This is a genomic window from Stenotrophomonas mori, from assembly GCF_023556335.1.
GTDB classification, from domain to species: domain Bacteria; phylum Pseudomonadota; class Gammaproteobacteria; order Xanthomonadales; family Xanthomonadaceae; genus Stenotrophomonas; species Stenotrophomonas mori.
Genome location: NZ_JAIKTS010000003.1, coordinates 390,892 through 411,479, shown reverse-complemented (window position 1 = coordinate 411,479; position 20,588 = coordinate 390,892). Strand labels below are relative to the sequence as shown.

General features: G+C 61.8%; 13 protein-coding genes and 3 tRNA genes. 3 read left to right on the top strand and 13 right to left on the bottom strand.

Going from position 1 to position 20,588, the window contains the following annotated elements; all coding sequences use genetic code 11:
* The 6 genes from K5L01_RS11325 to K5L01_RS11300 all read right to left on the bottom strand — a co-directional run.
* On the bottom strand, window positions 1-298 hold a 298-nt coding region (locus K5L01_RS11325), incomplete at its 3' end, for a GTP-binding protein (protein WP_250064597.1).
* A 47-nt stretch (window positions 299-345) separates the two neighbouring features.
* A tRNA-Thr gene (locus K5L01_RS11320) sits at window positions 346-421 on the bottom strand.
* A 37-nt stretch (window positions 422-458) separates the two neighbouring features.
* A tRNA-Gly gene (locus K5L01_RS11315) sits at window positions 459-532 on the bottom strand.
* A 26-nt stretch (window positions 533-558) separates the two neighbouring features.
* Window positions 559-644 (bottom strand) — tRNA-Tyr (locus K5L01_RS11310).
* 135 nt (window positions 645-779) lie between these two features.
* The gene (locus K5L01_RS11305; protein WP_250064596.1) at window positions 780-1,799 is read right to left on the bottom strand and encodes an isoaspartyl peptidase/L-asparaginase family protein; all 1,020 of its coding nucleotides are present in this window, start codon (window positions 1,797-1,799) and stop codon (window positions 780-782) included.
* A gap of 133 nt (window positions 1,800-1,932) precedes the next feature.
* Window positions 1,933-2,955, bottom strand: coding sequence for a cyanophycinase (locus K5L01_RS11300; RefSeq protein WP_425603882.1), 1,023 nt, complete (start codon window positions 2,953-2,955; stop codon window positions 1,933-1,935).
* A gap of 198 nt (window positions 2,956-3,153) precedes the next feature.
* Between K5L01_RS11300 and K5L01_RS11295 the strand changes: the two genes are divergently transcribed.
* The 3 genes from K5L01_RS11295 (at window position 3,154) to K5L01_RS11285 (ending at window position 9,102) form a co-directional block, all read left to right on the top strand.
* Window positions 3,154-5,931: a TonB-dependent receptor plug domain-containing protein gene (locus K5L01_RS11295; RefSeq protein WP_336254129.1), complete on the top strand. Its 2,778-nt coding sequence runs from the start codon at window positions 3,154-3,156 to the stop codon at window positions 5,929-5,931.
* Window positions 5,932-6,476: 545 nt separating this feature from the next.
* Complete coding sequence (locus tag K5L01_RS11290) at window positions 6,477-7,634, top strand: STY4528 family pathogenicity island replication protein (protein WP_250064594.1); 1,158 nt, start codon at window positions 6,477-6,479, stop codon at window positions 7,632-7,634.
* Between the two features lie 604 nt (window positions 7,635-8,238).
* Entirely contained in the window at window positions 8,239-9,102 is an 864-nt protein-coding gene (locus K5L01_RS11285) for a phage integrase N-terminal domain-containing protein (protein WP_250064593.1), read from the top strand.
* Window positions 9,103-9,108: 6 nt separating this feature from the next.
* Here K5L01_RS11285 and K5L01_RS11280 read toward each other — a convergent pair whose 3' ends face one another.
* From K5L01_RS11280 to K5L01_RS11250, 7 genes are read right to left on the bottom strand one after another with little or no spacing between them, the layout of a single operon-like run.
* On the bottom strand, window positions 9,109-9,819 hold the full coding sequence (locus tag K5L01_RS11280; RefSeq protein WP_250064592.1) for a M48 family metallopeptidase: 711 nt from the start codon (window positions 9,817-9,819) through the stop codon (window positions 9,109-9,111).
* Entirely contained in the window at window positions 9,819-12,944 is a 3,126-nt protein-coding gene (locus K5L01_RS11275; RefSeq protein ID WP_250064591.1) for a type I restriction endonuclease subunit R, read from the bottom strand. Before K5L01_RS11275 ends, K5L01_RS11280 begins: the two co-directional genes overlap by 1 nt.
* A 4-nt stretch (window positions 12,945-12,948) precedes the next feature.
* Window positions 12,949-14,004 (bottom strand): PDDEXK nuclease domain-containing protein, encoded by a 1,056-nt coding sequence (locus tag K5L01_RS11270; protein WP_250064590.1) that lies wholly within the window; start codon window positions 14,002-14,004, stop codon window positions 12,949-12,951.
* Between the two features lie 35 nt (window positions 14,005-14,039).
* Window positions 14,040-15,329 carry a hypothetical protein gene (locus K5L01_RS11265; RefSeq protein WP_250064589.1) on the bottom strand — a complete coding sequence of 430 codons (1,290 nt, stop codon included), beginning with the start codon at window positions 15,327-15,329 and terminating at the stop codon, window positions 14,040-14,042.
* A gap of 37 nt (window positions 15,330-15,366) precedes the next feature.
* A complete protein-coding gene (locus tag K5L01_RS11260; RefSeq protein ID WP_250064588.1) occupies window positions 15,367-16,527 on the bottom strand; it encodes a restriction endonuclease subunit S in 1,161 nt (386 codons plus the stop codon).
* Window positions 16,518-19,295 carry a type I restriction-modification system subunit M gene (locus K5L01_RS11255; RefSeq protein ID WP_250064587.1) on the bottom strand — a complete coding sequence of 926 codons (2,778 nt, stop codon included), beginning with the start codon at window positions 19,293-19,295 and terminating at the stop codon, window positions 16,518-16,520. Before K5L01_RS11255 ends, K5L01_RS11260 begins: the two co-directional genes overlap by 10 nt.
* On the bottom strand, window positions 19,295-20,401 hold the full coding sequence (locus K5L01_RS11250; protein WP_250064586.1) for a Fic family protein: 1,107 nt from the start codon (window positions 20,399-20,401) through the stop codon (window positions 19,295-19,297). Before K5L01_RS11250 ends, K5L01_RS11255 begins: the two co-directional genes overlap by 1 nt.
* Between the last annotated feature and the right edge of the window lie 187 nt (window positions 20,402-20,588).

Sequence of the window (20,588 nt, the reverse complement as noted above, 5' to 3'; positions counted from 1 at the left end):
CCATCTGCGCCGCACCGGTGATCATGTTCTTGACGTAGTCGGCGTGTCCCGGGCAATCCACGTGGGCGTAGTGGCGGCTCGGCGATTCGTACTCGACGTGCGAGGTCGAGATCGTGATGCCGCGCGCCTTCTCTTCCGGCGCCTTGTCGATGGCGTCGTAGGCGTGGAACTCACCACCGAAGCGCTCGGCGCCGACCTTGGTCAGAGCAGCGGTCAGCGTGGTCTTGCCATGGTCGACGTGGCCGATGGTGCCCACGTTGACGTGCGGCTTGGTACGTTCGAACTTACCCTTGGACATGGCTGCTTCTTCTCGGTAACTGGTTGGTTATGGCACTTTCATCAAGATGGTGCTCACGAAAGGAATCGAACCTTCGACCTCCTCCTTACCAAGGAGGTGCTCTACCGACTGAGCTACGTGAGCGAGCTTTGCATTATGGCATGTTTCCAAATTCATTCAATGGAGCGGGAGACGGGAATCGAACCCGCACCATCAGCTTGGAAGGCTGAGGTTCTACCATTGAACTACTCCCGCACCGGGAAACAGCCACAACATAAAACTGGTGGAGGGAGGTGGATTCGAACCACCGAAGGCGTAAGCCAGCAGATTTACAGTCTGCCCCCGTTGGCCGCTTGGGTATCCCTCCGCTCCATCCCGTGTCGTTGACCTTGGCCTAACCGGTCAGGGATGGAAGAGCCCGCTATTGTGGTGATGGCTCCCTGGACTGTCAACAGGATTTTTCACATTCGATGAAAAATCCCTGCTTTCCGCCTGCGCGCGCTCACTGCCCCGGCAACGCCAGGGCCTCGTCCTCGAAGATCGCCACGTGCGGAACCCCGTCGGCGCCGATCCAGCCGCGGTACATGCCCTGGGTGTTGAACGGCGTGGCGGCCCGGCCGTCGGCCGACAGCACGATCGCGCCACCGTCCCCGCCCAGCGCCGGGATGCCCTTGACGATCACTTCCTCGCCGGCCTGCGCGGGGGTCTCGCCGAGGTACTTCATGCGTGCGCAGATCTCGTGCGCGGCCGCCAGCCGCAGGTAGAACTCGCCCCAGCCGGTGCCCGACACCGCGCAGCCGTCGCTGGCATAGGTGCCGGCGCCGATCACCGGCGAGTCGCCCACGCGCCCGTAGCGCTTGTTGGTCATGCCACCGGTGGAGGTGCCCGCGGCCAGCTTGCCCTGGGCGTCCAGGGCCACCGCGCCGACGGTGCCGAAATGCTTGGCCGTCTCCAGGTCGGCATGCGCCTGCCCGGCCGCCTCCTCGCGCAGCGCGCGCTGCAGCTGCTGCCAGCGCTTCTCGGTGCGGAAGTAGGAGGGATCGACCTGCTCGAGCCTGCGCTCGGTGGCGAACATCTCGGCCCCCTGCCCGATCATCATCACGTGCGGCGAATGCTCCATCACCTCGCGGGCCAGCAGGATCGGGTTCTTGACCGTGTGCACGCCGGCCACCGCACCGGCGCGCAGGCTGGCGCCGTCCATCAGCGAGGCGTCCAGCTCGTTCTTGCCGTCGTGGGTGAAGACCGCGCCTCGGCCGGCGTTGAACGACGGATCGTCCTCCAGCACGGTGATGGCGGCGGTCACCGCGTCCAGGGCCGGGCGCCCGGCGGCCAGGGCTTCATGCCCCTTGCGCAGCGCCGCCTCCAGCGCACTGCGCGCGGCACGCATTTCCTCCGCGTCCAGGTCGCCGCGCTCCACGCCGGCCCCGCCGTGGATCACCAGCACGGGGGACGCCGGCGCGGCGACGGCGGCGCCGGTGGACAGGGAGGCCAGGCCAAGCAGTACCGCGGAAGTCAGCTTCATGTGTCGTCACCCTGGAAAGTTGCCCCGATTCTAGGCATGCCCTCCGGGCCGTGAACAGATGCCGCGCGTCTTTCCGCACGCCGCACCGCCCATGGAGCGCCGCGCCGGCCACCCTGCGCTCCCGCGGCGGCGATCACTCCGGGCGCAGGTGCAGCTCGCCGTCCACGACATTGGCCACCGCGGTGAAGGCCGGCGATTCGACCTTGAAACCGTCCAGCTGCAGGCGGCTGCCGGCCCCGACGCCGATCACCGGGATGTCCCGGAACGACAGCGGTTCGCCACTGCGCAGCCGCTCCGGCGCATGCCCCGGCATCACCAGCCAGGCATGCCCATCGACCAGCGAGAGCACCCGGCCACGGCCGTCGGCCTCCACGCACAGCACGCTGTCTTCGTCGACCCCGAGCCCGACGATATCGTCCCGCCCCCCGTCGGCGGCCGCGCGCGCGACGAAGGCGATCAGCCGGCCCAGGCGCTCGCGCTTGGCGAAATGGGTGTCGGTGACCACCCGCGACAGGTGGGGCATGGTCAGGAAGTCCGTCTCCATCGTGACCTCGCTGCCAGTCGGATCGGACAACGCGGTCCTGGAGTCGACGCTGCCGCCGTCCATCGCGCCGTAGCTGTAGCGGCCCAGGATCGCCAGCCCGGCACTGGTACCGCCGATCGGCTTGCCTGCCGCCACGTGCGCGTCCAGCGCCCGGTTCAGGGCGGTGCCCTTCCAGAAACGCACATAGCGCGCCTGGTCGCCGCCGGCGAGGAAGATCGCATCGGCCTCCTGGACGATGCGCAGCACCCTGGGGTCGTCCGCCGCGGTGCGGCTGTCGAACACCAGTGTCTGCACCGCGGTGACCCCGCCGATGTCCTCGTACAGCTCTTTCTGCAGGGCATCGTCGCCGGAGGCGCGCAGGATCACCACGCGGCCATGGCCGGCCCGCTCGACCCACCAGTGCATGGCCTCCGGCACCCAGTCGCCCCCGCCCATCAACAGCAGCGCCGGCTCGGTCCGCCCGGGCCGCGGTGCCTCCAGGTCGCCCACGTCGTAGTACCGGTAGCCCTGCTCCGGGGCCCGCCGGCCGCCGTCCGCGGCCGCCGTTGCGGCCATGCCCAGCAGCGCCAGCGCCGCCAGCGCCCATCCCCACCGGGGGGTCCTGATTCCCATGCCGCACTCCCGCCATCGTCCGCCAAAGATCCGCTGGGTGATGCCAGACTTTCAGGCAGTGGTCAAGAATGTAAAAACCGTGTTAGATGTTGTCGCCCGTTCATGTATGCGGCGGGCAATCCGCAGCCTCTGCCAAGGATCGGCCGGACGCTTCCGCAAGGTCTTTCAGCAGAGAACAGATGCATGCGCAAGAACGCGATGGTGGCTTCAATCCAACTGGCCCTGCTCGGCATGGCCCTCCCCGCATCGGCCATGGCGCAGAGCGGCGGCGACGACGCGACCCGGCAGCTGGACACGGTGCAGGTCACCGGCTCGCGCATTCCCCGCGCGCAGCTGGAAGGGCCGGCGCCGGTCACGGTGGTCAACGCCGAGCAGATCAAGGCCGCCGGCTTCACCAGCGTGCCGGATGTGCTGCGCTCGCTCAGCCAGAACAACGGCTACACCCAGGGCCAGCAGAACACCACCAGCGCTCAGTCCACTCCCGGCGCCCAGGCGGTGGACCTGCGCGGCCTCGGCCCCAACCACACCCTGGTGCTGATCAACGGCCGCCGCGTCGCCGACTTCCCGCTGCCGCTGGAAGGCAAGAGCAACTTCACCGACATCGGCAACATCCCGCTGGGCATGATCGACCGCATTGAAGTCCTGACCGGCAGCGCCTCCGCCGTCTACGGCTCGGACGCGATGGCCGGCGTGATCAACTTCATCCTCAAGAAGTCCGCCGACGGCACCACCCTCGACTACCGTTATGGCGACACCAGCCGCGGCGGTGGCGAATCGCACGACCTGACCCTGACCACCGGGTTCGAGGACGGCGACTTCAGCGGCATCATCGGTGTCGAGCTGATGAACAAGCGCCCGGTCTGGGGCACCCGGCGCAAGGTGCAGGACTCCACGCTCGACGGGCCGACCCCGCGCAGCCGCCTGCCCACCCTGGTGGCACGCCGTTACGACGTCGATGCCGACGTCGCGCTCGACCCGGGCGACCAGTGCGCCGGCATGGCCGGCCTCAACCAGGGCAGCACCCACCTGGCCGAGGACCTCTACGGCGAGCCCTATTGCGGCAGCGAACGGGTCACCGCGCAGCGCACCATCAACAACGAGCGCAAGGGCGCCACCGCCTACGGTTCGTTCGAGTACCGCTTCGGCGAGAACCTCTCCTGGTTCGCCGACGTCCAGCTCGGCCGCCAGGAGGTCAAGCTGATGACCGGCAACGGCAGCAGCTCGGCGGTCAGCGACAACATGGGCTGGGAGTTCCACGACCCGGCATCCACCGACAACAACGACAAGGTGTTCTACAACGCGCGCACCGGCGGCTACGAGATCTGGCAGCGCCAGTTCAGCCCGGAGGAGGTCGGCAACCTCGCGAACCGCATGAACACCACCACCCAGAAGACGCTGGCGGTCACCACCGGCCTGAAGGGCCTGTTCGGCGACAGCTGGAACTGGGAGGCGGCCTACAACCATTCCCAGTACAAGGCCGACGTGAAGATGCCGCGCATCAAGGCCGACGCCGCCAACCGCCTGTTCCTGGGCGACCGCCTGGGCTACGACGCCGACGGCTACGCGGTCTACGACGCCGACCCGGCCCGCCTGTTCAAGCCGCTGACCCCGTCCGAGTTCGCCTCCATCGCGGCGATGTCGCACTTCCGCCCCGAGGCCAAGAACGACAACGTCAGCTTCACCACCGATACGCCGGCCCTGTTCTCGCTGCCGGCGGGCGACGTCGGCTTCGCCGGCGTGGTCGAGTACGGGCACCAGAACTACGCCATCCGCCCCGACCCGCTGGCGCTCACCGCCGACGCCTACTACGGCCCGCAGTACGGCGACGGACGCGGCAGCCGCAACCGCTGGAGTGCCGCCGGCGAGCTGCGGGTCCCGCTGCTCTCCAGCCTGCAGGCCAGCCTCGCCGGGCGCTACGACCGCTACAGCTTCGGCGACCGCGCGCCCGGCAAGTTCACCTACAGCGCCGGCCTCGAATGGCGCCCGCTGGACACGCTGCTGGTGCGCGGCTCCTACGGCACCGGCTTCCGCGCGCCGGACATGCACTACCTGTTCGCCGGTGACGACTACTACCGCAAGGTCTCCACCGACTATTACCAGTGCCGCCGCGACCAGCCCGGGTTCGGCAACGGGACGTGCTGGGACAATGGCGGCTGGGACGCCAACACCCTGGACGTCTACGCCGGCAACCGGAACCTGGACGTGGAGACCAGCAAGTCGTTCACCGCCGGCCTGGTGTGGTCGCCCGTCGCCAACCTCGACCTGGCCGTGGACTACTACAAGATCAAGGTCATGAACCAGGTGCTGTCGCAGGACCGCGAGATCCTGCGCATCACCGAGGCCAACTGCCGCCTGGGCGTCACCGACACCGGCGCGGCCGTGGATGCGAACTCGCCGACCTGCGTGGACGCCCTGGCCCGGGTGAAGCGCGACGCCAACGGCGACCTCACCAGCATCCACTTCGCGCCGATCAACATCGCCCGCGAAGAGACCTCGGGCGTGGACGTCACCGCCGGCTACCGGCTGGAGACCGCGGCCGCGGGCAACTTCCGCTTCAGCGGCAGCTACACCTGGGCGCACCGCCACACCCGCCAGCAGTACCCGGGCGACCCCACCGAGGACATGCTCGCGGTCACCTTCAGCGACACCACCCTGCCGCGGGTCAAGTCCAACCTGGGCGTGACCTGGGACAGGGAGGCCTGGGGCGCCAGCCTGTTCGGCGACTACCTGGGCCGCGTCGCCAACTACAGCAACGATGCCTGGACCCGCGCCACCTGGCGCTTCAACGCCGGCGCGCGCTACGACATCAACGACCACCTGCGCCTGTCGCTGTCGATCAACAACCTGTTCGACAAGATGCCGCCTCGGGATGCCACCTGGGGCGCGTATCCGTACTACAACACCTCGTGGTTCGACGCCATCGGCCGCAGCTACTTCGTGCAGGTCACCTGGAAACTGGGGGGCACGCCGCTGTAGGACCCGACGCTCCATCGCCGCAACCGATACCAGGGCCCGCACCGCGGGCCCTGGTGCGTTCCGGGGGCGGATGCCTCACCGGCCCGGCCTGTCCCCGCCATGGTCCTCGCGGCGCATGTGCCGGCACCGGCCGGCACCGCCGCAGGGCCTCCACGCGGACGGGCGGCGCCCCCGGCCCCGCGGTCGGGACACCGTACCCCGCAAACGCGAAGGCCCCGCGATGCGGGGCCCTTGCGCTTCCTGCCGGACGTGCCGGATCAGACGTTGATCACACGTTTAAACGTTGATCGGTCGGCAAAGGGCCGTGAATGCTAGGTTTCGCGAGGAAATCGCGTCACGGGCTTTGCGGGAATCGCTGGAAGTACCCCCAGTTGTACCCCCAAGGGGCTATCGGAATGATAGATCAGTCTGGATGCTGGTGCCAGCGCTGCACCTGCCGGACAAACCGGGTATGGCCCAGACCGCATTGTTGGCTGACGCATGGAGCGGTACGCGATGAGATGCAGGGGAACGGGCCGCTGTGGCCCATACCTTGGAGAACGCTCATGGCAGACCACCACACCCGCCACAACTCGCTGGGGCAAGATGCCCTGTTCGCTACACCTGCCTCGCTCATGCTCGATGCCCGCCTCACGCCGCTGGAGCGCAATGGCTGGCAGGTTCTGCGCATGCTGCGCACTGCCGAGGGCATCAGCCCACTGGCGAATCTGGGGCAGTTGCGCCGCTATCTCACTTCCACCCCGCTGGGGCAGAGGGCCGGCTACGAGACGGCCCGGCGCGTCCTCGTTGTGCTTCGGCTGACAGGCTGGATCAGCTTGGTAGGCCAGCACCGCGATCCTCTAACCGGCCATGTGCTCAGCGAGTTGTATCAGGTTCACGAAAGCGCCCAGCACTTCCAGCAGGCCTGCGCGCTCGATGCCAGTCTGTCCGCGCTTCTGCAAGCCTCCATCGGCCACGAAAACAGCCAGGTAGATCGGGTGGCCGTCCACATTCAGGCAACGTTGGCGCAGGCACCTGAAGCCGCTTCCATTGCGGCCCACGATCAGCGCGACGATGACGATGATTTGCCCCCGACGCCGCCGTCACAGGCGAACGAGGCAGCCGCCCCACGGCCATTTCCTGGCGATTCCGCTGGCAGCACGCCTGTTCCGCAACAGACCAAACACGCCTGCCACATGACGGCTGAGCAGGGCAGTACGTATAAGACGTATATGTATAAAAAAGAACGTACGTACCGCGCGCGCGAAGGCGACTGCGATCCGGCATCTCAGTCGGTGAGCTTGCCGCCTTGCCTGAGCAATGCCCAGGCAGATCAGCAAAAGGAAGTGCAGGCTGCCTTGCGGCGGCTGCCGCCGCAGCATCGACAGGAAGTACTCGACGAGTTGCAGGCACGCAGCCAGAGCGGCACCGTGCGCAATGTCGTGGCCTATTTCTTCGCCTTGGTGAAGCGCGTTTTTGCGGGCGAGTTCCGTCTGTGGGCAGGACGCAAGGAGGCGTCTGCCACCCCGCGGACTGCCGAGAATCGGCCTGCAGCTCCACCGCGCACCGAAGCCCACCCGGCACCAACTGCGCAACCGGCATCGCGTGAAACCGCCCTGGCGCACATCGCCAACATCCGCAAGATCATGAACACCTCGACGAACGCTGGGGACATCGCAGCGCAGGCAATGCAGGCCAAGGGATGGCAGCCGCATCCTGCGTAGCAGTAGATGCTGCCGCGAAACGGGGCGTCACTGCATGCCGCAGTGACGCCCCGCGCAACACCGCAAACAATGCGGGCGAACGCCAGTTCCTATTGCGTGCGGCCTACATGATGATGTCCGCACTACATTGACCGGGCAGTTGCCAAGACCGATGGGCTTCGTACATCGGCACCCCCAACAGCGCAGGTTCCTGCAAGCGCTGACCCGACAGGGTGGAGCCACCCCAGGTATGCCCAGGCTCCGACCGCATACCGGCCCTACCCAGGGCAGAGCCTTCTTCGTCTGTTTGAACTCATCCCTACCGCGCCGCCTGGCGCACTGTCCTTTGCGGCAATTGCCTGTGCGCAACGCACAGGGCTGCCGCTGCATTTCTCATCCCACTCACCTCATAGGAGGGCTTGTCCACGTTCACAACACTTTCGTCTTGTAGTACCTCCGTCCGGGCTTCCAGCAGGGAGCAAGACGGACGCCTCATTCGAGGCCCTGGTGTCTCCTGAACACCATGCCCTTGCCCTCACGGGATCTCGCCTTGGCGAGTTGGCACCAACACTAACCACTGAATTTCAGGACAACGCAGTACGGCGCTTTGTTTGGAGGCCGGAAGATGGACGACTTGACCTACACCCTGCGGCAGCTTTGCCAGCGTAACCGTGACGGCAGCCACAACACACAGGCCGACCGGCAACGGTCGCTGACCCTGGCCGCCTGCCAACTGCGCGAAGCAGGCTTCCGCCAGATGCGGGCCACCTCGCTCAAGGGCAAGCATGTCGAAGCTCTGTTACAGCGCTGGCAAGCTGAAGGCCTGTCGGCTGGCACGATCAAGAACCGCATGGCGCATCTGCGCTGGTGGGCCGAGAAGGTCGGCAAGGCAGGCATCCTACCAACGGACAACACCAGGCTGGGTATCCCTGACCGCCGCTATGTGACCAATGAAAACAAGGCCAAGGAGCTGGGCGATAGGTTGGACAGGATCACCGACCCTCATGTCCTCATGAGCCTGCGTTTACAGGCTGCCTTCGGCCTGAGGCGGGAGGAGTCCATCAAGTTCCAACCCCGCTATGCCGACCGTGGCGACCAGATCGCCATCAAAGGATCATGGGCAAAAGGCGGGCGTGATCGGACGGTGCCAATCACGACGCCGGAGCAGCGTGCGGTGCTGGACGAAGCTCATCGGCTGGCAGGGTCGGGCTCGCTGATCCCGGCGCACAAGACCTACATCCAGCAGCGGCATGTTTACGACGGCCAGTGCAAGGCGGCGGGGTTGAGCAACATGCACGGGCTGCGGCATCGGTATGCGCAGATGCGGTATGAGATGCTGATGGGGTGGAAGGCGCCTGTGGCCGGGGGAATTCATTCTTCGGCCATGTCTGCTGAACAACGCCTACAAGACCGCCAGGTTCGACTGCATATCAGTCTTGAACTAGGGCATGGGCGAGTCGGTGTAGTCTCGATTTATCTTGGCCGGTAGCAATATTCAAACCGTCTGTCCCAGCGGCAGCGCATTCAGTTCCGCACGAGCATCCCGCCAGGCAGGATAGTGTCGAGTGAGCAACGATATGAACCGCTCACTGTGCGTAGGCTCGATCAAATGGATCATTTCATGCACGATCACATATTCAAGCAGGTCACGAGGCTTCTTGGCCAGTTCCGTGTTGAGCCGAATGTGGGCCTGGCGATGATTGCAACTACCCCATTTGGTCTTCATCCGTTGCAGGAAGTAGCCATTGACCTTTACGCCGATACGTGGCTCCCAGTATTCGATCAGGGGTGTAATGGCCTGGTGTAGCAAACCGCGTTGCCAGCGTTGATAGATGGCTTCGCGCTTGGCGGCATCGGAGCCGGGGCGCACAGACAAGGTGATGCGACGGTGATCCATCTTCACCGTGGGCGGGGCATCTCGCTCCAGCACCGAGAGCAGATAGCGACGTCCCCAAACGTAATGGCTTTCCCTGGCAACGAACTGGCGAGGAGTTTCTCGGGACTGTGCCTGCAATTGCGCCTGTTGCTGGCGAATCCAACGCAGCTTGGAAACAGCATAGGCACGAGCAACTTCTAGCCGCGTGCCTATCGGGGCCACCAGCGTCACCGCACCCTTGGGCGGATGCACGGAAAGATGGACATTCTTCACGGCCTTGAACGTGACGGCGATGTCCAGTTCCCCCAGACGTATGTGCGTCTGCACCATCAGTAGCCCGGCTGATTTCTCAGCAAATCGAATAGTTTGAGCGTGGCCTCACGGTTGCGTCCGGTCAACGGGTGCAGGAAATTCTGCACGATACGCTCCTTGGCTTCGTCGCCACGCCATCCTGCCGGGGCTTCGTCACGCATCACACGATCGATATTCAGCGCCAGCAAGGCCAACGGGTCTCCGTATTCGGCTTGTGGCTCTTTGACTACACCATCCGTATCGGGCAACACATCGCTGGAAATGATGTCAGGCAAATTGCGATAAATCACCAGCGCACCTGCATTGCCGCGCAACATGGCAGGTTCGTCGATGTCGTGTTGTTTCGCGCGGTGCTTCTTCAGGATGTCTTCCGCCTTGCTCAGGAATGATTCGTAGGCCTCGGTGCCTTCACGGCTTTGCTGGATCAGGTCATCGAGCAGCTTGGACATCTGCTCATAAAAGCGCGGATCGGTCAGGCGGTCTCGGATGATGGTCTTGCGGACGTTGTTGATGATGGTTTCCGCAATGGCGTTCTTCGACAGCTTGCCCTTCTCATTGAGCTTCTTGGCGATGGCATCGTGGATGCCGGTCTCGATGATCAGCTCGGTCAGCGACAGTTCGGCCAAGTCTCCCAATACCTGCGCTGGCTCGGCCTGGATATAGGTATTGATGAGGTGGCGCATGTCGGCCTCGTAGGGCTTGATGTCCAGCTCTTCGCCGCTGTAATGCTTGATGGCCGAACGCACTTCGGCATAGAACTCGGACTCCCGCCGCAAGGTGTCGGCTTCGCTGTCTGAGTAACCCGCCTCGGTCAGGTTCTGGGCGATGTCCGCGAAGGCACGCAGATAGGTCGCCACCGCCTTGTAGAAGGCAATACGCAGCGCCTCGCTTTCCAGCAGTGCCCCCGGATCACCTGCATGGCCGCAGAAGTAGTGGATGAATTGCTCCAGTTCACGCGGCTGCGGTACCGGCTCGCACAGGTAGTGCAGTGCTTCACGGGTTTCGTCCAGTTGCTTGCGGCCTTCTTCCAGCCAGTTCTTCAGATGAACGTTGTTGTCGCCGCCATTGCCCGCGTCGATGTCCAGTTCGTCGGAGCTGTATACCGCTATGGCCTGCTGCACGTCACCGAACAGCTCCTTGTAATCGACGATATGGCCATAGTCCTTGTCGTCACCGTCAAGCCGGTTGGTACGGCAGATGGCCTGGAACAGGTTATGGTCGTGCAGTTCGTTGTCCAGGTAGATGTAGGAGCAACTGGGTGCATCGAAACCGGTGAGAAGCTTGCTGACCACGATCAGCAGCTTCATTCTGGCAGGCTCTTCGATGAAGCGTCGCTTGGTTTCGTCTTCGTACTCTTTGGTGGTCTGGTCGGCACGCAGCACATGCTGCTTGTAGGTGTCGTATTTGTAGCGTTCGTCGCTGCCGGCCGATTCTTTCGAGATAGCAACCGGGTTGGGTTCGTATGAGGTGATGATGCCCACATAGGGGCCGAAATGCGTGTTCTGGAATAACCGGAAGTAATGGCAGGCATCGTAGATCGAAGCCGCTACCAAAATCGCCGTGCCGCGATCATTGTCCAGACGAGGCTTAAGGCTGAAATCCTCGATGATGTTGGCAACGATGCGATCCTTGCGTTCCTTGGCGCTCATCAGCTCTTCCATCGTGGCCCAACGCTTGCGCAGGATGGATTTCTGAAAGTTGTTCAGCCCGCGTGTTTTCTTCTCGAACCAAGCGTCGATGGCCTTGCGTGAGGTCAGCCGCTGCGGCACATCTCGCGCCTCGTATTTCAGATCCAGCACCACCTTGTCGGTCACCGCTTCGTGGAACTTATAGGTATGGATATACGTGCCGAACACTTCGCGGGTGGTTTGCCGATCCTTACGCAACAACGGTGTTCCGGTGAAGCCGATGAAGATGGCGTCGGTCAGCCAGCGCTTCATCTGCTTGTTCATGTTGCCGCCCTGGGTGCGGTGGCACTCGTCCACGAACACATAGAAACGCCCATGGATAGGCGGTGGCACACCCTTGAGGTCGACCGCATCGAATTTGTGGATCAGCGCGCACAACAAGCGCGGGGTGGTAGCTCCGAGTTTTTGCACGAAGTCTGCACGTGAAGTGATGCGCGGGGGAGCCGATCCCTCGCCGATCACCCCGGCATTGCGCATCACGCCTTCGATCTGCTTGTCCAGCTCGTCGCGGTCGGTCACCACCAGCACCCGCGCCTGTGGGTCATGCTCCAGCAGCCACTTGGCCAGCAGCACCATCAGGATGCTTTTGCCGCTTCCCTGGGTGTGCCAGATCACGCCACCCTCGCGTTTGGCGATGCGTTCCTGCGCAGCCTTGATGCCCTGGTACTGGTGCTGCCGGGGCACCTTCTTGAAACCCGCATCGAAGATCACGAAGTTGCGGATCAAATCCAGCAACCGCGCCTTCTCGCACATCTGGGTCAACGGACGATCCAGCAGCACGCCCGCTGTTGCCATGGCTGGCGGTTGTTCATCCTTCCACTGCACGAAGAACTGTTCTGGTGTACCGGTGGTGCCGTAGCGCAAGCCTTGCGCATCGCTGCCCGCCAGCAGCAACTGCACGGTGCTGAAGAAGCCCTGATTGAAGGTTTCTTCCTGATTGCTGATGAGCTGGCGAATGCCATCGCCCACATCGACCGAGCTGCGCTTGAGCTCGATCACCGCTACCACCAAGCCATTGATGTACAACACGATGTCCGGCCGGCGGGTGCTCCCGCCCCGCAGCGTCACTTCCTCGGCTAGGGCGAAGTGATTGCGCTCGGGCTGCGCCCAGTCGATCAACTGCACTGTCTCATGCGATTGGCCCGCCGCGATCTGCACCGGCACGCCATAGCGAAGTAACTGGTAGGTGCGCAGATTGGCCTGATAGGGCGTGATGCCGGTGACATCCACCGCGACTTCCAGCTTCTGCAAGGCGGCACTGATGTGAGCAGACGAGTACCCGCGAGCGGCCAGATTGGCGCGCAGCAGCGCGGTTTCGATGGCGCGGTTGTGGTCGCGCTTGCTCCAGTTGCCCAAGTGTTCGTAGCCCAGGCCGCCATCGGCCAGTGGGGTGGTGAACAGCCGCGCCACGCGGTTTTGGCTGTTGCGCTCGGAGCGCGGCATGGGTTGGGTCATCACATCATTCCTCGGCGCCATCATCCACTGGGTTGCCCAGCTCCCGCTCGATCTGTTCGATCGTGGGAAGGCTGGTTTGCAGCTCTTGCGGCAGGGATTCCACCAGCTTGTATTCGGCAATGCCCATCGGCTGCGACTTGTCGCCCAGGGCGTACTCGGCCACCACCTTGTTCTTGCTCTTGCACAGCAGCAGGCCAATGCTCGGATTGTCCTGCGCGTGCTTCACCTGCCGATCCACCGCCGTCAGGTAAAAGCCCAGTTGTCCCAGGTGCTCAGGCTTGAACTTGCCTGCCTTCAGTTCGATCACGACGTAGCAGCGCAGCTTGAGGTGGTAGAACAACAGGTCGATGAAGAACTCCTCGCCGCCCACGTCCAGCAACACTTGCCGCCCGACGAAGGCAAAGCCCGCACCCAGCTCCAGCAGGAAATCGGTGACATGCTGCACCAGCGCGCTCTCGATCTCGCGTTCCTGTGCTTCCTCGCCCAGGCCAAGAAAATCGAAGCGGTACGGGTCTTTCAGCGACTCAATGGCCAGATCGGACTGCGGCGCGGGCAGGCGCTGAACGAAGTTGGTAACGGCTTTGCCCGTGCGCTCCAGCAGGCGGGTTTCGATATGGATGTTCAACATATTCCGCGACCAGCCATGTTCGATGGCGGCGCGGGCATAGGCCAGGCGCTCCGTTGACGCTTTCAGGCGATCCAGCAATACCAAGTTGTGACCCCAGGGCAATTGTGCAGCAGCCTGCTGCACAATTTCAGCATCCGGCCAGGCCTCGGCAAACGCACGCATGTACTTGAGGTTGCGCGGCGAAAAACCTTTCATCTCCGGGAACGCCGTGCGCAGATCATGCGCCAACCGATCGATCACCTTGGCACCCCAACCCTGCTCGGCCTGCCGTGCCAGGATGTCGCGACCGATCTGCCAGTACAGGCTCACCAGTTCCCGATTGACCGCTAGCGCCGCACGCTGCTGGGCGGTGTGAATGCGGCCCTTCAGGTCAGCCAGCCAGTCGGCGTAGCCTTGCGGGGTGGAGGTTAGGGAGATTGGTTTGTCGGTCATCGGCTTTTCATCTTCTTTGTTATCCGTTGTTTCCCTTATTGGACATTCCTGTAGATCACACTGCGAAATGAGTTCTGAACCAGCGCCCATTTCCCGCCTGACTCCAGACGGCACATGGGCAATCCTTTTCCATCCTGATAGCCCGCCGACACTTTCAGCACCTCTTCGAAAACTTTATTTTCGGCGCTGAATGTCGCCCAGATGGTAACGGTGGAGTAGGCAGGCGTGCGGTCCTCCACGTCTACGATCTGAAACGAAACAACCTTGTACTTTCCGAAATCCTGCTTTGCTTCTCCGGCCTTCTTTCCCATCGCCATATCGTAGGTGTGGGAAAGCGAGTCAGCCAGCGGAGCAAACCTCCCCAGCCTCCAGTTTTCCATGAACTCGGCCACCTTGCGTTCTGGCGAATTCTCAGGCAGTGAGGGCGATAATCCATCGCAGGGAAGGTATGCAAAATTCTCTTTTTCTCTCGACTTCCAGGCATCGAGAAGTCGCTTGGTTTCCTGTGTTTTATTCAGCGACTGAAGCAGTTCGCCCCAGGTTGGTTCTTGCTTTGGTGTCGGGGTCTTCTTGCCTTCGGCCAGCGCCCCAGCCCAATCCCGTATTGCGAAGAATGCCGCCCACGTCTTCGCAGCTACGATACGGTTGTCGAATGCCAGTTCCCGTCCGTGAAGAATGCCGTGGCGGAATGGAACGGAAATGGATTCTTCGTTTGTCTTACCCCTGCCTTTGGTCATTAGCGTCACCAAAGCCTGAAGCCCTGACTCGTGTGCCGCTATGCAATCCCATGCAGTCAAGTCTGCATTGTCAGCAAAGAGCCCCACATGCCGGGAAACATCGTTGGCCAAGCCATCCATCAAACTCAGCAACAACGGTGTGCAGGCGTGGTAACGCTCCGCCAGATAGTCCTCTTTTGCGAGCTCGACGAGGCGCATCCTTTTCCTGAAATCATCATGTCCATTGAATCGTAAAATGCCCCATTTCAGGGTGTCGGCATCGTAGGTGCTGGCGAGATAATCTTCCGCTGCCTCCATGTCATGCGCCTCGAATGTTTCTATGGCTTTCTTCATCACCTCCAGGCTCATGGACTCATAAGCAATCCACCCTGACGAAGTAAAGATTTCGTTGAAACGATCAGGCAACAGGAGAATCTTGGATTGTTCTTTCAGCTCCACGAGCTTTTCTGAAAAATCCGAGCGTCGCGGGAACGCTTGCTGAAGTAACGGGAAAGTCTGCCATAGGCTTTCGATAGCGCTGGCGCCTTGAATGAGTCCAAGCATCTTGGCTACCGACTCGTTATCAGCAATGCGTTTCTTGTCAGTCACGAGGCTCCCCTGTAAGCATAGGCATCGTTCAACATACTCATACCAGCCGCGTCCTACCAGTTAGTAATTCCTGCATCATGGCTTGCTTGAGGGCCCGGGTCTTGATGCGACGGGTTTCGAGAGCGGCGATTTCGGTGTCCACGTCTCTGAGGACTTCGGCGATGGCGGCTTGTTCTTCTGGATCAGGGCATGCACATTCGATGCCTTCGATTGTTTTGGCATTGAGGCTTGGAACGCCTGATGCCTCGTTATATTGCATCCAGTCAATAAGGCAGAATCTGTAATAGAAGAACTTGGCTATGTTGCCGTTCTTCATCTCAGAATAAAAAAGCGTATCTACTGACCAGAACGGCTTATCCATATATTGCGGCTGATTGATTGTTCCCTTTCTTCCTATCAGCACTGATGGCTTTCCATAGATAGGCTGAGATGCCAAGCCTATCTGCCCGCCCGTTGCTAGGATTGGATATGCGCCGTCGTTTGCTTCTACGTCTTTCTGGCTTTTCCCATGTTTGATAGCAAGCGCATCTCCCAACCGCTTCACCTCCCACTTCCCACTGAATCCCGGCAGGCGGGTTTGGCCGGTGAGGAGTTGCTGCATGGCGGCCTGTTTGATGGCACGCTTTTTGGCGATTAGGCGATCCAGCCCGTCCAGCAGCGCGTCCATGTCGCTGAGGGCGGTGGCGATGGCGCGTTGTTCCTTAACCGGAGGAAGTGGAATTTTCAATGCCTTGAATACAGGCATGTAGATGGTGTTGTGGATGCTACCGGCCATCAAGCCGCGCCACACACGATCCATTCCTCGGAATAGGTAAACAAGGAATTGGTTATTTAACGATGGTCCGCAAACATAGCAAGCAAAATCCTGGCTAGTCGCCATGGCTCTAGCCATTACACAGCACTTCCCCACAGTGGCTGTTCTAGAAAAAGCCACTGTTCCAGCGGGCAACAAGCGAGCAGATGAATTCTTCAATCCATCTTCAGTAATTGTTTGCGTAGTGGAATATATTTCTAAGGAATCTAATTTTCCCGTGTCGTGCAGTGATATCCACTGTACGGCACCGTTCCAGTAGTTCGGTTTTTTCCTGCTTGGAGTATGTCCGCTCTCAAGTCTTGCTACAGACGTGATGTTCACCTCCGACCAATCCTCCGGAATCACCCCCACATCCGTCTGTTTGTATCCCGGTTTCACTTCCATACCGCCCCCATCTTCTTCAGGTGCGCTTCCACCTTGGCGCTGAGGGCTACCACATCATCTTCCAGCTTGGGCAGCGGGGTGTCGTAGCGTTCGGCCAGCTCGCGGATGCGCTGGGCCAGGGTTTGTGAGATGCGTTCCAGTTCCTGCTGCACATCGGCTTGCAGGCGTGCCAGCCACTTGTCTTTCACCACCAGCGTTTTGACCTCGGCTTCGCTGAGGGTGAGATAGTGGTCATGGGCTTGCCGGTCGAGTTCAGCGTCCAGCGTTTTGACGGCTTTCTTCAGTGCGGCTTCGCGGGCGCTGAGTTGCTGCCACTGCTTGAGCACGGCGCGTTCATCGGCGCTGTCGGCGTCATCACCAATTTCGGCGAGGCGATCTTTCACCTGCGCAGCATTGATCTTGTCGAAACCTGCGAAGGCACCGTCTTCGCCGCCGTGTTCTTCTTCCAGTTCGGCGATCTGGCTGGCAATGCTTTCAAGCTCGGCCTGTTGCGCGTCCAGTTCAGCCTGCTCGTCGGCGAAGTAGCGGGCGACGATGTATGGCTTGGGCAGAAGGTCGCAGGTCCAGCCCTTGTCCTTGGTCTTGCCCTTCTTGTCGGTTTCCACGATGCGCCGGGGCAGCGCCATCCAGCCGTCGGCGGCGATCAGGTAGGCGTCGTCCTGCATAGTTTCGGCCCAGTAGTCCATCAGGTGCTGGTAGATGTCGTAGGGATCGAGCAACGGCGCGGCGTGGAAGGTGGTGAGCAGGGTTTCAGAGACCTGCGCGATCAGCGCCTTGGGTTTGTCGCCGGGCTGGATGCCGGTGAGCAGCGGCATGACGGCCTGCTGCCATTTGCCGAACAGGGTTTCGACCTTGCTGCGGAATTGCTGGAACTGCGGGTGGGCGAGGATGACGGAACGCACTTCGGCCATCGGCTGGCGCAGTCGCGCATAACCAGGGCGCTCGGCCTCGAACAGCGCCTGGCGCAGGGCAGGCATTTCCTGCCAGTCAGCGGCGAAGGCGCCGATGTCGCGCTCGGGGATGCCACCGTTGAGGTGCGCGTCGATGTCGTGCAGGTCTTCCGGCTCACTGCTGTCGATGTAGCGCGGCAGGTTGAGGTTGTAGTCGTTCTTCTCGCTGGCGATCTCGTCCAGCGGCACCATGCGGGCATAGCGCGGCTCGTCTGCGCTACGGCGGAAGGCATCGACGATGCGGTGGATGTCCTGCGCGCGCAGGCGGTTCTTGGGGCCGTCCTTGATGAAGCCTTTGCTGGCGTCGATCATGAAGACTCCCTTGCGGGCGCTGGCGTTTTCCTTGTCCAGCACCAGGATGCAGGCAGGAATGCCGGTGCCGTAGAACAAGTTGGCAGGCAGGCCGATGATGCCCTTGAGGATGCCGGAACGCACCAGTTGCCTGCGGATGTGGGCTTCAGCGTTGCCACGGAACAGCACGCCGTGGGGCAGGATGATGGCACCCTTGCCGGTGGTGGCCTTCATGCTGCGGATGATGTGCAGCAGGTAGGCGTAGTCGCCCTGCTTGGCGGGCGGCTCGCCCCAGGCGAAACGGTGGTACGGGTCGTTGGCCGGGTTGAGGCCGGTGGACCATTTCTTGTCGGAAAACGGCGGATTGGCAACCACATAGTCGTAGGCGCGCAGTTGTTCGCCATCCTTGAACTTGGGGTTCACCAGTGTGTCGCCGCTAAGGATGGTGGCACTGGGGAAGTCGTGCAGGATCATGTTCATCCGCGCCAGGCCGGCGGTGGTCACGTCCTTTTCCTGCCCTTCCAGGGTGATCTGCCGGCCTGCCTCGGCGGCCACTTTCAGCAGCAGCGAACCGGAACCGCATGTCGGGTCATACGCGGTGGTTGAAGCCTTGGTGTTGGCGTGCGAGATGCCAATCACCTGGGCAATGACACTGCTGACCTCGGACGGCGTGTAGAACTGGCCCTTGCTCTTGCCGGAATCCTGCGCGAAATGGCGCATCAGGTATTCGTAGGCATCGCCAAGCAGGTCATCGTTGTCGGCGCGGTTGTTGGCGAAGTTCAGCTCGGGCTTTTCGAAGATGGCGATCAGGTTGCCCAGGCGCTCGACCATGGCCGCGCCTTCGCCAAGCTTGTTGGGGTCGTTGAAGTCGGGGAAGTCGCTGCGTGCCAGCTTGGTGTTGGCGTCGATCAGCTTCTGAATGACTTGCGTGTTGATCCTGTCGCCGATGTCGGCCTTGCCTTTGAGCGCCACCATGTCTTTGAACGACGCTCCGGGCGGGATGACCACGGGCGGAGCGAAGTCGTCGCTGTTGCCGTACTTGTCGCTGATGTACTTGATGAACAGCATGAACAGCACGTAGTCCTTGTACTGGCTGGCGTCCATACCGCCGCGCAGTTCGTCGCAGGAGGCCCAGATGGAGCTGTAGAGGTCGGATTTCTTGACCACACCGTTGCGTGGAGTAAGCGTCTTGGCGGCTGGGATAGCAGTCGCTCGGTCCCGCGATGACGAATCTGCTCTCGTCTTCGTCTTCAGGTACGGCACGGGGGCTTCGCGTACTTCCAACGATGTCGCTGATTTTTTGTTGGCCGTATAGGCTGTCGTAGCCAGGGCAACCGAACCGCCGCGCCCTCGACCGGGAATGATCCGCCCCTCCTCAATCAGTTGCTGCTTGATGCTGTCATAGGTGGATTCTTGCCACCCCAACGCCTCTCGGAGCCGCTGGTTCCCGGCGGAACCTCCCACGGCTTCGAGCTTGCTGATAAAGCGGTTAGTCTTCTGTTCGGTGCTTGTCACTTCAATATCCATCATTGTTGCCGGCCTGCTTGTTTGGATACCGGCCCTCTGTTTTCTGTGGCGTCCTGTACGTCAACGAGATGGATCCATTTCGCCCCGCGTCCCTTGCCCGTTGATTCGATCAAACCCTCTGCTTTCATCGCTCGCAGCACCAATCGCACCATGTCCCGACTCACACTTGGGCAAGCTTCTTCAACCTCGGAAATCGAAAACGGCAGAGTGCGCCCTAGGACTTCCGCCCGCACCCGTTCGCCTTTGCTGCCACGCCCCCGCTCGACGGTGCCGACACGCTCCTCGAACTCACGACAAGCCCGCAGCAAGGCGCCCCAGATGTAATCAAGCCAGGGCTTTACGTCGTGCTGCCCCTGGTGCCATCCCTGCGAACTGGCTTCCAGCATCTCGTAATAGCCTTCCTTGGTATCCTCGAAGATGCGTTCCAGGCTGATATAGCGACCCACGGCATAGTCGAAGTGGTAGAGCAGCAGCAAGGTCAACAAGCGGGACATGCGACCGTTTCCGTCCGGGAAAGGGTGGATGCACAGAAAGTCGAGCATCGCCAGCGGCACAAGTACCAGGGGGTCGGCCAGGTGCTGGTCCAGCGCGATGGCGTAGCGCCCTGTCAGATCAGCCATGGCCATCGGCGTGAGATGCGCAGCCACCGGCTGGAAGCGCAAACGCGAAGTGCCATCCGGGTGACGCTCAATGATGTCATTATTGGTGGTCTTCCAGTGCCCGCCCGCCTGCGGCGTGTAGCGGTACAGCAGAGTGTGCAGTTGCAGCACAACGCTTTCGCTGAAGGGCATGTGCGCAGCGGACTCGTGGATCAGCGCCAGGGCATCACGGTAGCCGGCGATCTCCTGTTCGGAACGGCTCTTTGGCGTTGCGTTGCGGGTGACCAGAGACTTCAGCCGCGAGGGTGCGACGACAACACCTTCCAGCCGGTTGGACGACTCGGTGGACTCCACCACTGCGATCTGGCGTAGACCCTTGAGGGCTTCGGGCGACTGCGCGGCGTAGAGTTGCTGCTTACCCTGGTACTCGCCCAGTGTGCGCAACGTGGCAGCCTGGGTGCCATCGAAGCGAAGCGCGGCAAGGTACTCGGGTGTGAGCGAGTGCATGGAAATGTAAGCCCAGGCTGTGTAAATGGGGTAATCATAGTTTATAAATGGGGTATTGTCTCTAAAAATACCTCTTTAGCAGTGTTTGACTACCCCATTTCCTGATCATTGGATCGGTCGTGAGAGGCTTGTATAGCCGCCCAAGAAGGAAATGAGCGACATGAATCTCAAAAGGGGCAATCAATTC